13 protein-coding genes and 1 pseudogene are annotated in these 14266 nt (G+C 72.4%); 8 read left to right on the forward strand and 6 right to left on the reverse strand.

Annotated features, from left to right (window positions below):
- The first annotated feature begins 2 nt into the window (after nt 1-2).
- From RIU97_RS00990 to RIU97_RS01000, 3 genes are all read left to right on the forward strand, one after another.
- On the forward strand, nt 3-1100 hold the full coding sequence (locus RIU97_RS00990; RefSeq protein ID WP_404952804.1) for a PhzF family phenazine biosynthesis protein: 1098 nt from the start codon (nt 3-5) through the stop codon (nt 1098-1100).
- A gap of 64 nt (nt 1101-1164) precedes the next feature.
- Nucleotides 1165-1872, forward strand: a complete 708-nt coding sequence (locus tag RIU97_RS00995) for a tRNA-dependent cyclodipeptide synthase (RefSeq protein WP_404952805.1) — start codon at nt 1165-1167, stop codon at nt 1870-1872.
- Nucleotides 1862-3046 (forward strand): cytochrome P450, encoded by a 1185-nt coding sequence (locus RIU97_RS01000; RefSeq protein ID WP_404952806.1) that lies wholly within the window; start codon nt 1862-1864, stop codon nt 3044-3046. Before RIU97_RS00995 ends, RIU97_RS01000 begins: the two co-directional genes overlap by 11 nt.
- 93 nt (nt 3047-3139) lie before the next feature.
- Here RIU97_RS01000 and RIU97_RS01005 read toward each other — a convergent pair whose 3' ends face one another.
- The 3 genes from RIU97_RS01005 to RIU97_RS01015 form a co-directional block, all read right to left on the reverse strand.
- Nucleotides 3140-5542, reverse strand: a complete 2403-nt coding sequence (locus RIU97_RS01005) for an ATP-binding cassette domain-containing protein (protein WP_404952807.1) — start codon at nt 5540-5542, stop codon at nt 3140-3142.
- An 80-nt stretch (nt 5543-5622) separates the two neighbouring features.
- On the reverse strand, nt 5623-6036 hold the full coding sequence (locus RIU97_RS01010; RefSeq protein WP_030711955.1) for a VOC family protein: 414 nt from the start codon (nt 6034-6036) through the stop codon (nt 5623-5625).
- Nucleotides 6037-6046: 10 nt separating this feature from the next.
- Nucleotides 6047-6466, reverse strand: coding sequence for a helix-turn-helix domain-containing protein (locus RIU97_RS01015; protein ID WP_404952808.1), 420 nt, complete (start codon nt 6464-6466; stop codon nt 6047-6049).
- 169 nt (nt 6467-6635) lie between these two features.
- On the opposite strand from RIU97_RS01015, the pseudogene RIU97_RS01020 reads away from it, so the two are divergent.
- Together RIU97_RS01020 and RIU97_RS01025 are read left to right on the forward strand one after the other, a co-directional pair.
- Nucleotides 6636-6956, forward strand: a pseudogene (locus tag RIU97_RS01020) (DUF2690 domain-containing protein); the annotation flags it as partial.
- A 16-nt stretch (nt 6957-6972) separates the two neighbouring features.
- Nucleotides 6973-7167 carry a hypothetical protein gene (locus tag RIU97_RS01025; RefSeq protein WP_404963114.1) on the forward strand — a complete coding sequence of 65 codons (195 nt, stop codon included), beginning with the start codon at nt 6973-6975 and terminating at the stop codon, nt 7165-7167.
- A 90-nt stretch (nt 7168-7257) separates the two neighbouring features.
- Here the strand turns inward: RIU97_RS01025 and RIU97_RS01030 are convergent, their stop codons facing one another.
- A complete protein-coding gene (locus RIU97_RS01030; RefSeq protein WP_404952809.1) occupies nt 7258-7530 on the reverse strand; it encodes a response regulator transcription factor in 273 nt (90 codons plus the stop codon).
- Nucleotides 7527-7823 (reverse strand): hypothetical protein, encoded by a 297-nt coding sequence (locus RIU97_RS01035; RefSeq protein ID WP_404952810.1) that lies wholly within the window; start codon nt 7821-7823, stop codon nt 7527-7529. Before RIU97_RS01035 ends, RIU97_RS01030 begins: the two co-directional genes overlap by 4 nt.
- 919 nt (nt 7824-8742) lie before the next feature.
- Here RIU97_RS01035 and RIU97_RS01040 point away from each other — a divergent pair.
- Both RIU97_RS01040 and RIU97_RS01045 read left to right on the forward strand, forming a co-directional pair.
- Nucleotides 8743-9156 carry a LuxR C-terminal-related transcriptional regulator gene (locus RIU97_RS01040; protein ID WP_404952811.1) on the forward strand — a complete coding sequence of 138 codons (414 nt, stop codon included), beginning with the start codon at nt 8743-8745 and terminating at the stop codon, nt 9154-9156.
- A gap of 218 nt (nt 9157-9374) precedes the next feature.
- The gene (locus RIU97_RS01045) at nt 9375-9905 is read left to right on the forward strand and encodes a hypothetical protein (RefSeq protein ID WP_404952812.1); all 531 of its coding nucleotides are present in this window, start codon (nt 9375-9377) and stop codon (nt 9903-9905) included.
- A 41-nt stretch (nt 9906-9946) separates the two neighbouring features.
- On the opposite strand, the gene RIU97_RS01050 is transcribed toward RIU97_RS01045, so the two are convergent.
- Complete coding sequence (locus RIU97_RS01050) at nt 9947-10843, reverse strand: aminoglycoside phosphotransferase family protein (protein ID WP_404962718.1); 897 nt, start codon at nt 10841-10843, stop codon at nt 9947-9949.
- Between the two features lie 170 nt (nt 10844-11013).
- Between RIU97_RS01050 and RIU97_RS01055 the strand changes: the two genes are divergently transcribed.
- Complete coding sequence (locus RIU97_RS01055; protein ID WP_404952813.1) at nt 11014-14259, forward strand: amidohydrolase family protein; 3246 nt, start codon at nt 11014-11016, stop codon at nt 14257-14259.
- Nucleotides 14260-14266 lie beyond the last annotated feature (7 nt).

A 14266-nucleotide genomic window follows, 5' to 3' on the forward strand; every position in this document is an offset into this window, starting at 1 on the left:
CGATGCACTACCACCACGTCGACGTCTTCACCGGCCACCCTTACAGCGGCAACAGCCTCGCGGTGTTCCCCGAGGCGGATGCGCTGACCGGCCGGCAGATGCAGGCCGTCACCCGCGAACTGCGCCACTTCGAGTCCGTCTTCCTGCTCCGCGACGGCGCGCCCGCGCACCCCCGGCGGGCGCGGGCCCGGGTCTTCGACCTCACCGGGGAACTGGACTTCGCCGGCCACCCGCTCATCGGCGCCGCCGCCGTGCTGCACGCCCTCCACGGCGCCGCCGACCGCGAGGCCTGGACCCTGCGGGTGCCGGCCAGGACGGTGGAGGTCATTACCGAGCGCCGCGGTCCGGGCCGGTACGCGAGCCTCCTCGACCAGGGCGCCGCCGCCTTCCTCGGCCGCCCCGACCCGCACGGCCTCACCGCCCTGTTCGCGCTCGAACCGGGCGACCTGGACCCCGGCCTGCCGCCGGAGGTCGTCTCCACGGGCCTGCGCTACCTGGTGCTCCCCGTACGCGGCGACGCGCTGGCCCGCGCCCGCGTCACCGTGCCCCTCGACGGGCCCCTGGCCCGCATCGGTGCCCAGTTCGCCTACCTCCTGGACGCCGCGGCCCTGGAGGGGCGGCACTGGAACAACGACGGAGTCCTTGAAGACGTCGCCACGGGCAGCGGCGCGGGCTGCGCCGCCGCCTACCTGCGCCGCCACGGCCGCATCGGCGCCGGCGAGCCGGCTCTTCTGCGCCAGGGCCGGTTCACCGGCCGCCCCAGCGAGATGTCCGTCATCGCGGCTCCCACAACGGGGAGACCGCGGCCACGTCCGTCTCGGCCTTCGAGACCATGCCGGTGGCCGACTGGGCGGAAACCTTCTGACCGAACGGGACGACGAGTCCACGAAGCCCGAGGACAGGGGCCGGCCGCCCGTCCGGGCGGCCCCGCCCCCGGCCACATCGGCACCCCGGAATTCGCCAACTCAGCGCGAACTCGACATCAACTCTTCCCACCGCGCGGTCCACTCAAAAGATGCCCCAGACAACCGTGTTGTCCGACAGGTGAGTTACCAACAGGAAGTGATGGAACGTCGCACAGAGTTGCGGTACCTTCCTGACGTCGCCGCCACACCCGGGGCACAGGGCCCCATGGGACTTGCGGCGCAAAGGACCCGACACCTGTTGACGACAGCGACCGAAGTCTTCACAGTCCGGCCGTACACCCCGCACTGCCAGGTAATTAGCACCGAAGGCGACCATGCCGTCATCGGCATCTCGCCGGGGAACAGCTATTTCTCCGCCCAGCGCGTTCTCGACCTCGCCCAATGGGGGATGCGCAACTTCGAGCAGGTCGACCTCATTTACACCGACCTGCACGTGGCAGAGATGTACGAGGCCCTCGGCTACGGCGAGGACGAGGCCCGACGCAAGGCGGTCAAGAATCTGCGCGGCGTTCGCGCCAAGGTGAACAACGCCGCCGCAGAAGCCGACCCCACCGGCACCCGCCTGCGCGCCCGGCCCATGTCCTCCCTCACCGACATCCCGGCCTACCGTGCTCTGCACAGCCACCTGAACAGCCTGCTCGACCACGACCCGGAGTTCCGCAAGACCTGCAACTCCCTGGTCGACGTATTCCTCTCCTCCAAGGTCCTGGACGGGAAGTCCGCCACCACCCGGCAGCGCGAGGTGTGCCTCGAGTACGTCTGCGCCGAGGCGCCGCTCTTCCTCGACACGCCGGCCATCCTCGGCGTGCCGTCTTCGCTCAACTGCTACCACCAGCTCCTGCCGATGGCGGAACTGCTCTACTCCCGCGGTTCGGGTCTGCGCGCCTCGCGCAACCAGGGCCACGCCATCATCACGCCCGCCGAAGGACACCCCGATGCCCACTGACACCCTGCTCGACTTCCCGTTCTCCGCGCGCGGCGACCAGCTCCCCCGTGAGATCGAGGAGCTCCGCAACGAGCCCGTGAAGCGGGTCCGCACGATCGCCGGCGACGAAGCCTGGCTCGTCTCCTCCTATGAACTGTGCAAGCTGGTCCTGGAGGACCCCCGGTTCAGCCTGAAGGACACGTCGGCTCCCGGCGTGCCCCGCCAGTACGCCCTGACGATCCCGCCCGAGGTCGTCAACAACATGGGCAACATCACCGGAGCCGGCCTGCGCAAGGCCGTGCTCAAGGCGATCAACCCCAAGACCGACGGCCTCGTCGACTGGATGCGCGCCGAGGCCAATGCCCTCGTCGACAGCCTGCTGACCTACGGGGCGCCGGTCGACCTGCGCGGCCAGTTCGCCAACCCGTACGCCGAGCGGCTCCACTGCCGGATCCTCGGCATCCCGGAGGCCGACGCCCCGCGCCTGGCCGCGAGCCTCGACATCGCCTTCATGAACTCGGCCTGCCCCGTCACCGGTGCCAAGCTCAACTGGGACCGGGACATGGCCTACATGGTCGAGCGCCTGGACGACCCAGCCACCACCGGGCTCATCTCCGAACTCGCCGCCCTGCGCGACGACCCGGACTACGCCCACCTGACGGACGAGATGCTGGCCACCGTCGGCGTCACGCTGTTCGGTGCCGGTGTCATCTCCACCATGGGCTTCCTGACGATGGCGCTCGTCTCCCTCATCCAGCACCCCGAGGTGTGGGAGCAGTTGCGCGAGGCGCCGGAGAAGATCCCCGCCGCCGTGGACGAACTCCTGCGCATCAACCTCTCCATCGCCGACGGGCTGCCCCGCCTCGCCCTGGAGGACGTCACCCTCGGCGACGTCGAGGTGAAGAAGGGCGAGCTGATGCTCGTCCTGGTCGAGGCCGCCAACACCGACCCGGCCGTGTACCCGGACCCGCACGTCGTCGACATCGACCGGGCGAACGCCGGCACGCACCTCTCCTTCGGCGGCGGGCAGCACTACTGCCCCGCCACCGCCCTCGGCAAGCGGCACACCGAGATCGCCATCGAGGTCCTGCTGGAGAAGATGCCCAACCTCCAGCTCGCCGTCCCCGTCGACCAGTTGGTCTGGCGGACCCGCTTCATGAAGCGCCTGCCGGAGCGCCTGCCCGTGCTCTGGTAACCCACCAGGCGCGTGCACGCGTACGACGACTGCCCCGGCCGGAACATCCGGCCGGGGCAGTCCCCGTGGCGGCCCGCCTGCGAGCCCTGGCGATCAGGCGCCGACGTAGGCCGCGAGGTGCTCGCCGGTGAGCGTGGAGCGCTTGGCCACGAGGTCGGCGGGAGTGCCCTCGAAGACGACCTTGCCGCCGTCGTGGCCGGCGCCGGGGCCGAGGTCGATGATCCAGTCGGCGTGTGCCATGACCGCCTGGTGGTGCTCGATCACGATGACCGACTTGCCCGAGTCGACGAGCCGGTCGAGCAGGCCGAGCAGGTTTTCCACGTCGGCGAGGTGGAGGCCGGTCGTCGGCTCGTCGAGGACGTAGACGCCGCCCTTCTCCGACATGTGGGTGGCCAGCTTGAGCCGCTGCCGCTCGCCGCCGGACAGCGTGGTGAGCGGCTGGCCGAGGGTGAGGTACCCGAGGCCCACGTCGGCGAGCCGGTCCAGGATCTTGTGCGCGGCCGGCGTGTGCGCCTCGCCCGTGCCGAAGAACTCCTCGGCCTCGTCGACGGACATCGCGAGGACCTCGCTGATGTCGCGGCCGCCGAGCTTGTACTCCAGCACCTCCGCCTGGAACCGCTTCCCCTCGCAGTCCTCACAGGGGGTGGCGACGCCCGCCATCATCGCCAGGTCGGTGTAGATGACCCCGGCGCCGTTGCACGTGGGGCAGGCGCCCTCGGAGTTGGCGCTGAACAGGGCCGGCTTCACGCCGTTGACCTTGGCGAACGCCTTGCGGATCGGGTCGAGCAGTCCGGTGTAGGTCGCCGGGTTGCTGCGCCTGGAGCCGCGGATCGGCGTCTGGTCGACCGACACCACCTGCTCGCGCGCCGGAATCGAGCCGTGGACGAGGGAACTCTTGCCGGAGCCGGCTACTCCCGTGATGACGACCAGCGCCCCGAGCGGGATGTCGACGTCGACGTCCCGCAGGTTGTTCGCCGTCGCGCCGCGGATCTCCAGGGCCCCGGAGGGCTCGCGCACCGTCTCCTTGAGGGTGGCCCGGTCGTCGAGATGGCGGCCGGTGATCGTGTCGCCGGCCCGCAGGCCCTCGACGGTGCCCTCGAAGCAGACGGTGCCGCCCGCGGTCCCGGCGCCGGGGCCGAGGTCGACGACGTGGTCGGCGATCGCGATCGCCTCCGGCTTGTGCTCCACCACGAGGACCGTGTTGCCCTTGTCGCGCAGCCGCAGCAACAGGTCGTTCATCCGCTGGATGTCATGGGGGTGCAGGCCGATGGTCGGCTCGTCGAAGACGTAGGTGACGTCGGTGAGAGCGGAGCCGAGGTGGCGGATCATCTTGACGCGCTGCGCCTCGCCTCCCGACAGCGACCCCGCGGGCCGGTCGAGGGCGAGGTAACCGAGGCCGATCTCGACGAAGGAGTCGAGGGACTGCTGCAGGGCCGCGAGCAGCGGTGCCACCGAGGGCTCCTTGAGGCCGCGGACCCATTCGGCGAGGTCCCTGATCTCCATCGCGCAGGCGTCGGCGATGCTGATCCGCTTGATCTTCGACGACCGGGCCCCCTCGCTGAGCCGGGTGCCGTCGCACTCGGGGCAGGTGGTGAAGGTGACCGCCCGCTCCACGAACGCCCGGATGTGCGGCTGCATCGCCTCCTTGTCCTTGGACAGGAAGGACTTCTGGATCTTCGGAATCAGCCCCTCGTAGGTGAGGTTGACGCCGTTGACCTTCACCTTGGTCGGCTCGCGATAGAGGAAGTCCTGCATCTCCTTCTTGGTGTACCGGCGGATCGGCTTGTTCGGGTCGAGGAACCCCGACTCGGCGTAGATCCCCACGGTCCACACGTTGTCCGACTTCCAGCCGGGGATGGTGAACGCGCCCTCGGCGATGGACTTGGAGTCGTCGTAGAGCTGGGTGAGGTCGATGTCCGAGACCTTGCCGCGGCCCTCGCAGTGCGTGCACATGCCGCCGGTGCGGTTGTAGGTCGCCTTCACCGTCTTGGTCTTCGCGGCGCCGCGTTCGACGGTGATCCCCCCGCTCGCCCGGACCGTGGCGGTGTTGAAGGAGTACGCGCTGGGCGGGCCGATGTGCGGCTTCCCGAGCCGGCTGAAGAGGATGCGCAGCATCGCGTTGGCATCGGTGGCGGTGCCGACCGTGGAGCGGGGATCGGCGCCCATCCGCTGCTGGTCGACGGTGATCACGGTCGTCAGCCCGTCGAGGACGTCGACCTCGGGGCGGGCGAGCGTCGGCATGAAGCCCTGGACGAAGCTGCTGTACGTCTCGTTGATCAGCCGCTGGGACTCCGCGGCGATCGTGTTGAACACGAGCGAGCTCTTGCCCGAGCCGGAGACCCCGGTGAACACCGTCAGCCGGCGCTTCGGGATCTCGATGCTGACGTCCTTGAGGTTGTTCTCGCGCGCGCCGTGCACGCGGATCACGTCGTGGCTGTCGGCACCGTGCGGCGCGGACGACCGCGCCCCCGTCCCCGTCCCCGTGGCCTTGCTCATCGTGTCTCCGTCGTTCGGGCGGGGACCGCGTGCGCGGTCCCCGTCGGTTTCGCTGGTCCGGACTCTGTTGCGGGCTGTCTCTACCGCTTCGGCTGGTTGAAGCGGAGCATGTTGCCGGCCGGGTCGCGGAAGGCGCAGTCGCGGACGCCGTACGGCTGGTCGATCGGCTCCTGCAACACCTCCCCGCCGGCGGCCTGGATGCGCTCGAAGGTCGCGTCGACGTCGTCGGTGGAGAAGATCACCCCGCGCAGCATGCCCTTGGCGAGCAGCTCTGCCATCTGCTGCTTGTCCGTCGGGGAGGCGTTGGGGTTGGCGAGCGGAGGTTCGAGGACGATCTCCACGTCGGGCTGCTCGGGCGAGCCGACGGTCACCCAGCGCATCCCCTCGAACCCGACGTCGTTGCGCACCTCCATGCCGAGGACGTCGCGGTAGAACGCGAGCGCCTTGTCGTGATCGTCGACTGCGATGAAGCACTGCGAGAGCTTGATGGTCATGCCTCCGACGCTACGAGGCGGCGGCCGATTTCGCTTCTCCGTTTCTGATCGGCCGCGTATGAATCTTCGCGATGCACGCCGGGATCGCCGCGCCGGCCTCGTGGCGGCGGGCCCGGTACGCGCTCGGGCTCTCGCCGACGAGCTCGGTGAAGCGCGAGCTGAACGACCCGAGCGAGGTGCATCCGACCTCGAAGCAGACCTCCGTGACGCTGAGGTCACCCCGCCGGAGCAGCGCCTTCGCCCGCTCGACGCGGCGGGTCATGAGGTAGCTGTACGGGGTCTCCCCGAAGGCGGCGCGGAAGCTGCGGGAGAAGTGCCCGGGCGACATGAGGGCGACATTGGCCAGCGCCGGAACGTCCAGCGGCTGCGCGTAGTCGCGGTCCATCGTGTCCCGCGCGCGACGCAGGCGTACCAGGTCCTCCAGGGTCATGGACCCAGCATCGCACGGGCGGGGCCGGGGCGTCGGCCACCTGTGCGAACTCGGTCCGGCGGCTGAGAGCAAGCGTTCAGGAGCGCTTGCTCTCAGCCGCCGGACCTTCCTCGGGCGCCCCTGCCGCGCGGATGCTTCCCTGCGTCCACCCCCCTCGGAAAGGCATGTCATGAGGACCCGAATCATCGCCGTCTCGCTCGGCGCCGGAGCGCTCCTGGCCGCCGGCGTGCTGACCGCGCCCACCGCGTCGGCCGCCGCGGCCGCTCCGACCTGCGTCGGATCGGCGTGCAACGGCAGGAACCCGGCGAGCACCTCCTGCCAGAACGACGCCCGCACGGTCGCGGAGTCCAGCGACCCGATGGGCGCCATGGAGCTGCGCTACAGCCCGTCCTGCCGGGCCGCCTGGGGCCGGTTCAAGATCAACGCACCGTCCGGCTCCCGCATAGAGATCAAGAACAGCCAGGGCAAGAAGTACACGACCAACGGCCGACAGCGGCGGGATCGCGATGAAGGCCTTCTGGTACAAGTGCAGCGACCGCACCACCCGCGGCGCGGACCGGGAGGTCGGTTCGGGGACCCGCCAGCGCCTCGGCTCCGGCTTCAAGGCCGGTACGGTCTTCTGCCTGGGCGCGGCGGCGGACGTCGTCAGCCCGCACAAGATCTCCTGGTCCGGCACCCTCAGCTGGAACGTCTCCTCCTGAGGCCGGGACCGACCGACGGTGCCCCACCGCGGCGACGCTGTTCGCCGGGGTGAGGCACCGTCCCCGTGCCCCGCGCCGTGTGGCTCCCGCTCACAGCCAGCCGGCCTGCGCCGCCCTCAGCCCGGCCTCGAAACGGCTGCGCGCACCGAGCCGTTCCATGATCGATGCCATGCTGCGGCGGACGGTGCTCAGGGACACGCCCAGCCGCCCGGCGGCCGACTCGTCGGTGAGCCCCTTGGCCAGCAGGGTGAGCAGTTCCCGTTCCTGTGCGGTGAGCCCGGTGCCCTCGTCCCTGGCCTGCTGCGCGCCGAGCGGCAGCGCCACCGCCCACACCTGCTCGAAGAGCGTCGACAGCGCGGTCATGGCCCCGGCCGCATGGAGGAGGACGGGCCGCGCGTCGCGGTGGTGCGCAGCCCGGAGACGAAGGACGAGGCGCCCTGTGGGGGTCCGCCGGCGGTGAGGCTCAGGCCGCCCGCGAGGGCGATGACCACCGTCACCACGCCGTCGGGGACTTCGAGCCGCGTCCGGGCCCTGCCTTCCGGCAGCCGGTAGCCGTGGTACGCGATGATCTGCCCCCGCAGGGCCGCCGCAGGTCGCGACCTGACGCTCTCGGCACCTCCGGCAGCGGGCTCCGGGGCGCGAACGATCAAGACCATGCCTACCCCCCCGTATAGGGCGCCTACGGTCCGGACGGCCACCAGGATGCATCAGCCCGGGCGGAACCCACAGGCGGGTCTCGGCACATTGCCGGGTGGGCAGGGCAATTGGCCGGTTCCGAGCGGTGACACCAAGCTCTCCGGAGTACTTGCTCTCACGCGTCGCCCCTTCCACCGGTCCCCGCCGGGCGGAAAGCTGTTCACCAGGAACACGGCGAGCAGTCGAAAGGGAAATGCCCCGAAGCCCGGGTAATTCCAGACGTCAGAATTGAGGTGATCCCGTGATCTGGGACTGAACCGGCTGGAACCATCGACCAATTGTCCGGCGGGCCCGATGGGAAAGGCAGCACCGTGATGATTTCCGTGAACCCCCGTGCGAGGTCCCTCATCGCCGCAGGCGTTGCGGTCGCCGGCCTCTCCGCCGTACTGGCGGGCTGTGCGAGCCCGCCCCGGGCCGGGTCCGAGGCACCCGGTACGGCGCTGGTGCTGCTGGACCGGCAGGCGTTCGACACCGCGCTCCGGCAGGGCTCCCGGGCCTACCGCTGGCCCGCCGACTACCGGCCCGACCTCGACCAGCTCGTCAGGAACAGCGCACCGGCCGGCACGGACAGGGCCCTTGCCGGAAGTGAGACGGTCATCTTGGAGATAGCCAACTCATGTGCCTGGTACCGCTCCTGGGCCGACGCACGGGGCCGGGCGGACACCGCTTCCGCCGGCGAGGCGCTCAAGGTGCTGGAGGAGGTCCTGCCCGCCTACGGGCCCCAGAACCCGGACGGCCGGCGCTTCGCCCGGGAGGCCGCCGCCGGGGCCCGGGCCGGTGACGGCTCGCTGGCCCGGCAGTTCACCGGGGCCAACTGCGACGGAGTGATCGCCTGGGAGCGGAGCGGCGCCGCCCGGGACCGAGCCGCGGAGGAGCACGATGACCACGACGACCCCGACCACGACCACGACGACCGGTGGGCAGGTGCCGCCGGCACTGCGCCTGTACCACGAGCTGCTGGCGGACCGGGAACGCCTGATGAAGGCCCACCACCGTCTGCTGGCCGAGCAGAACGCCCTGCTGGCACAGATCGACCTGCTCTGTGCGCGGTCGACCGCGGCCGGCCCCCACTCCCCCTGCGGCAGCCCGCCGCCGCTGTCTACCGTCCAACGCCAGGTGCTGGTGCTCATGGCCGGCGGGGCCAAGGACGGGACGATCGCCCGCCGGCTGAACCTGAGCGAACGCTCCGTACGCCGCCAGGTGGAGGCCCTGGCCCAGCGGTCCGGCGCGAGCAACCGGTTCACCCTGGCGCTGGCCGCGATCAGGATCGGCTGGCTGCCCGCCGGCCCCTGAGCGTCTCCACGGTCCGGAGCCGGCCCGCCGCCGGTTCCGGGCCACCCTTCCCCTGTCCGGTACCGGTCAGCCGTCCTGCACCGGTCAACCGTCCTGTTGGCCTGGGCAAGTCCGGCCCCCGGTGCTGAACTGGTGTCACCGACCGTCAGGCCGTGCCGCGGACCGCCGCGAGCGGCCCCGGACACCGTGACACCGATTCGAACAAGGGGAAGAGCCTCATGCGCAGCCGAGTCCGCAGCACCGCCGCCACCAGCCTCGTCGGCACGACCGCCGCCCTCATCGCCCTGCTCGTGCCCGGCACGGCCCACGCCGCCCCGGCCAAGCTCAGCCACGCGTCGGCGGTGAGCAAGCTGAACGCGACCGGCGGAATAGGCCTGTCCTCGAGCGGCGGCTGCAGCAACCGGAACAACGGCACCTGCACCTCCCTGGAGCAGGTCAACGCCGCGAGCATCAGCGACGTCATCACCCTGCGCAAGGCGAGCGGATGCGCCCTCACGATCACCGGCGGCACCGAGGTGGGGCACGCGTCCGGCACCTACAGCCACTGGAACGGCTACAAGATCGACTTCAGCCCGACCAGCTGTGTCAGCAACTACGTCACGGGCAGCTTCACGCGCATCGCCAACCGCGGCGACGGCGCTGCCCGCTACCGGTCCGCCGCGGGCAACGTCTACGCGCGGGAAAGCAACCACTGGGACGTCACCTTCTGCGGGGGCAGCTCGGCCTGCACCTCGGCGGCCAGCTCCTGAGCGGCGCACGGCGGGCCGGGCGGGGGCGGCGGCCGAAGGCCTCAGCCCGCGCCCGGCCCTTCCGCCAGCACCTCCCGGATCACGTGCCGGGCGTTGTGCGCCATCGCCCGGTTGGTCGTCCGGTAGTACGGCAGCGCGATCAGCGCCTGGGAGAGCGTCCGGCCCCGGCCTCGCCTCCAGGTCGCGTCGTCCACGCCGAGCGCCTCGCGGAAGAGCTCCCGCGCATCGGACGGCAGCAGGTTCCACGCCGGGAACAGGTCGCACGCCGGATCTCCCACCCCCATGCACCCGAAGTCGATCACCGAGGTCAGCCTGCCCCCGTGCACGAGCAGATTGCCCGGCATCAGATCGGCGTGCAGCCACACCGGCGGCGCGTTCCAGTCCGGGGCCCGCAGCGCGTCCTCCCATACGGCGGTCGCCGCATCGCAGTCGACGCCCTCCTGCGGGATCCCGCGCAGTTCCTCGATCGCCGCCCGGGTGGACCCGTCGAGCGAGGCGACCGGCCCGCCGCGGTAGGCCCGCGGCGCCCCCGGCAGGGTGATGCCCCGCATCGCCGTCACGAACCCGGCCAGGTCCCGGGCCAGCGCCGCGGGTTCGCCCAGCGCGCCCGCCTCCGGGTTCTCCCCCGCCAGCCACCGGTACACCGACCACCGCCACGGATACCCCTCGGCGGGCTCCCCGGCCCCGAGCACCTCGGGAACGGCCGTGGGCAGCCGGGGTGCGAGGCGCGGCAGCCATTCCCGTTCCGTGGAGACGTCCTCGGCTCCCCCCTCGCGCAGCGGCAGCCGTACGACCATGTCCTCACCCAGCCGGTACATGGCGTTGACCGTGCCGCCGGAGGGAAACCTCTCCACCGGGATCCCCGCCCACTGCGGGAACCGCCCGGCGACCAGCCGCCGTACGAGGTCGTCGTCGACGGCGTGCTGACCGGGATGCATCTGTCCTGTGCTCACGTCCGCCATCCGACCGCCGGGGGCCGCCGGGATCAAACGATTTATCCCGGACGGTGGCGCCGTTGCCCGGAGGGGGTCTTGATCGTTCGGTTTGCTGACGGGATGTCCGGGGCGGTCATCGGCAGGTACGTCGACACGTGAGGCGAGTGGTCGTAATGCGAGTTGCGCGCAGGACCGTGCTGCAGGCGGCTTCGGCGGGAGCAGCGGCGGCGCTGCTCGGCCGTTCCCCAGCGGCCGGCGCCCAGGACGCCGCAGCCGGTGCACAGGACGCCGCGACCGTTGCCCGGGACTCCGCGGCCGGGGCGGCGCCGGTCGCGCTGCGGTTCACCCGTGCGACCAACGGGGCCGCGACCGCCACGGCCGGCGGGGACCGGGTCGTCGCCGAGGTGCAGAACGTCCTGTGGTCGCTGCCCCCGGACGGCGGGCCCGCGACGCCGCTCACCCCGCCCGATCTGGAGCCCGGGCGTCCCGTGTTCTCCCCCGACGGTCGGCAGGTGGCGATGAGCGCCTACCGCGGGGGCGCCTTCCACCTCTGGGTGATGAACGCGGACGGCTCCGGTCTGCGCCGGCTCACCGACGGTCCCTTCGACCACCGCGCACCGGCCTGGTCGCCCGACGGCCGCACCCTCGCCTGCTGTTCCGAACGCGGCGGCGATCCAGTGACCGGCAGCCCGTACCGGATCTGGGCCGTCCCGGTCACCGGCGGCCGCCCGCGCAAGCTGACGGGCCTGCCCGGGCAGGACGGTCCCGGCCAGGACGGGGAGTGGGAGGACTTCGACCCCGTCTGGTCGCCGGACGGCTCCCGCGTGCTGTTCGTCCGCGCCACCTCGACCGCCGGCACGCCGGCCGGGGACACGCTGACCGCCCGGACCATCGCCTCCGTCGCCGCCGACCCCGGCGACGGCCCCGGGACCGTACGGATCGAACACACCGTCACCGACGGCCGGCTGATGGCCCCCGCGCTCTCCCCGGCCGGCCGCACCGCCTGGCTGTCCGCGACCCCCGGCCCCCGCAAGGCCGAGAACCTGACCCTGTTCGCCGACGGCCGTCAGGTCCCCCTCGACGGCGACCTAGCGCCCGCTCCCCCGCGCTGGATCGGCGACGACCGGCTGCTGATCACCCTCGACGGACGGTTCCGGGTGATCCGCCCGCACCGTGACGGCGGCAACGGCCAGGAGATTCCCCTCGACGCCACCCTCGACGTCACGCGCCCCCGCTACCGGATCAAGGAGTACGTCCTGGAGGCCGAACGGAGCCGCCCGGTCCGGGGCATCCACCTGCCCGCCCTGTCCCCCGACGGCCGCAGCGTGGCGTTCGCCGCGCTGAACGCCCTGTGGATCGCACCCGTCGCCGGCGGGGCGCCGCGCAAGGTGGTCCAGGCCCCGGCCACGGCCTACGTCCAGGGGCCGGTGTGGACCCCGGACGGCCGGGCCCTGGTCTACACCGATGACCGCGACGGGCTGAACACGGTCCGCAGCCGGGAGCTCGACGGCGGCCGGGAGAGCGTGCTCGCGCCGGCCGGGCGGGTCTACGGGGCGCTCTCCCCGGACGGGAAGCGGCTCGCCGCGCTGGACCTGGCCGGGCGGCTCCTCGTACGCGATCTCGCGACCGGGACGGAGACCCCGCTGGTCCCGGCCCTGGGGGGCGGCGGGCTGCCCGGCCCGCCCAGCTGGTCGCCCGACGGCCGTCACCTCGCCCTGTGCGACCGCAACCGGCTCAGCCTGCGCTTCCGCGAGGGCTACAACCTCATCCGCATCGTCGACACCGCCACCGGCGCCGCCCGTCTGCACGCGCTCGCCCCGCACGTCTCACTCGCGGACCGCTACGCCTCCGGACCCGTCTGGTCCCCCGACGGCCGCTTCCTGGCCTGCGTCAGCGAGTCGGCCCTGTGGCTGCTGCCCGTCGGGCCCGACGGCACGCCCGACGGCCCCGCCCGCCGCCTGACCGACGAGCCCGCCGACCACCCTTCCTGGTCCGCGGATTCGCGCACCCTGCTCTACCAGTCCTGCGCCCGGCTGCGGCTGCTCGCGCTGGACGGCTCCGGCGCGCCCGCCGGGCCCGCCCGCACCGTGCCCGTCTCCCTCACCTACCGGCGCCCCGCACCCGTCGACACCGTCGTGCACGCGGGGCTGCTGTGGGACGCCACCGGCTCCCCGCCCCGGAGCGACGTCGACGTCCTCGTCAGCGGCGGCCGGATCACCGCCGTCGAGCCGCACCGGCCGGGCCGCCGCGCCGCCCGCACCGTCGACGCCTCCGGCGGCACGGTCCTGCCGGGCCTGTGGGACTCGCACGTCCATCCGTACCCCTACACGTACGGGGCGCGCCAGGGTGCGCTGCACCTCGCGTACGGCGTCACCACCGTGGTCTCGCTGGGCGGTTCGGCCTACGAGCAGGCCCGGCTGCGCGAGGACATCCGGGCCGGGCTGCTCGCCGCACCGCGGCTGCTGGCCGGCGGGGAGCTCCTCGACGGCTCGCGGGTCGCCTACAGCATGGGGCGCGCGCATCGCACGCGTGCGGGATTCGCCCGCTCGCTGGCCCGGGCCGAGGCGCTGGACTGGGACTTCGTCAAGACCTACGTACGCGCCCCCTACGAGCTGATGGCCGACGCGGCCCGCTTCGCCCACGACCGGCTCGGCGTCCTGGCCGGCTCCCACCTGTGCGCCCCCGGCATCCAGGCCGGCCAGGACCTGACCACGCACCTGGTGGCGACCGAGCGCGCGGAGTACGGCCACGGGGCGACCCCGCGGGGCCACACGTACCAGGACACCGTGGAGGTGTACGCGCGCGGCGGTTTCGACCTCATCGCCACCCCCTTCACCGCGCTGCCGCTGCTCGGCGCCGATCCGGCGCTCGCCGCCGATCCCCGGGTGACGGCCCTGATGCCGCCCTGGGACGTGGAGGCCGTCCGGGCCGCGGCGGCGAGTCCGCCGAGCGCGGAGCAGAGCGCCGCCCTGGAGCGGGAGGTGGGCGTCTACCGGCGCGTCGTCGAGGGGGGCGGCCGGCTCGTGCTGGGCACCGACGCGCCGCTCACCCCTGTCGGGCTCCACCTGCACCTCGCCCTGCGCGCGCTGCACCGGTACGGGATGTCGCCGGCGGAGGCCCTGACCACCGTGACCCGGACCCCGGCCCGGGTCTTCGGCGTCGCGGACCGGCTCGGCACGGTCGAGCCGGGCAGGATCGCCGACCTCACCCTCGTCGACGGCGATCCCTTCACCGACTTCGCGGACCTGGTCCGTGTACGGGCGACCGTCCGGGGCGGTGTCCTGCGGGAACTCCCCGCCCTGGAGCACGCCTCCACCCGGTCCGGCGCTACGCCGGACGCGGCCCCCGGGGACTGGCGCGCCGTCCTGCACCAGATGCTCCGGGACGGCTGCTGCGCCGCCCCCGAGGACACCCACTGAGGTCGGC

Source organism: Streptomyces sp. 147326, from assembly GCF_045000215.1.
Classification (GTDB): domain Bacteria; phylum Actinomycetota; class Actinomycetes; order Streptomycetales; family Streptomycetaceae; genus Streptomyces.

Excerpts from the sequence above, each read along its gene's own strand:
- RIU97_RS00990 (WP_404952804.1), top strand. The coding sequence starts at position 3 with ATGCACTACCACCACGTCGACGTCTTCACCGGCCACCCTTACAGCGGC.
- RIU97_RS01000 (WP_404952806.1), top strand. The coding sequence starts at position 1,862 with ATGCCCACTGACACCCTGCTCGACTTCCCGTTCTCCGCGCGCGGCGAC.
- RIU97_RS01005 (WP_404952807.1), bottom strand. The coding sequence starts at position 5,542 with ATGAGCAAGGCCACGGGGACGGGGACGGGGGCGCGGTCGTCCGCGCCG.
- RIU97_RS01010 (WP_030711955.1), bottom strand. The coding sequence starts at position 6,036 with ATGACCATCAAGCTCTCGCAGTGCTTCATCGCAGTCGACGATCACGAC.
- RIU97_RS01015 (WP_404952808.1), bottom strand. The coding sequence starts at position 6,466 with ATGACCCTGGAGGACCTGGTACGCCTGCGTCGCGCGCGGGACACGATG.
- RIU97_RS01025 (WP_404963114.1), top strand. The coding sequence starts at position 6,973 with ATGAAGGCCTTCTGGTACAAGTGCAGCGACCGCACCACCCGCGGCGCG.
- RIU97_RS01030 (WP_404952809.1), bottom strand. The coding sequence starts at position 7,530 with ATGACCGCGCTGTCGACGCTCTTCGAGCAGGTGTGGGCGGTGGCGCTG.
- RIU97_RS01035 (WP_404952810.1), bottom strand. The coding sequence starts at position 7,823 with ATGGTCTTGATCGTTCGCGCCCCGGAGCCCGCTGCCGGAGGTGCCGAG.
- RIU97_RS01040 (WP_404952811.1), top strand. The coding sequence starts at position 8,743 with ATGACCACGACGACCCCGACCACGACCACGACGACCGGTGGGCAGGTG.
- RIU97_RS01045 (WP_404952812.1), top strand. The coding sequence starts at position 9,375 with ATGCGCAGCCGAGTCCGCAGCACCGCCGCCACCAGCCTCGTCGGCACG.
- RIU97_RS01050 (WP_404962718.1), bottom strand. The coding sequence starts at position 10,843 with ATGCATCCCGGTCAGCACGCCGTCGACGACGACCTCGTACGGCGGCTG.
- RIU97_RS01055 (WP_404952813.1), top strand. The coding sequence starts at position 11,014 with ATGCGAGTTGCGCGCAGGACCGTGCTGCAGGCGGCTTCGGCGGGAGCA.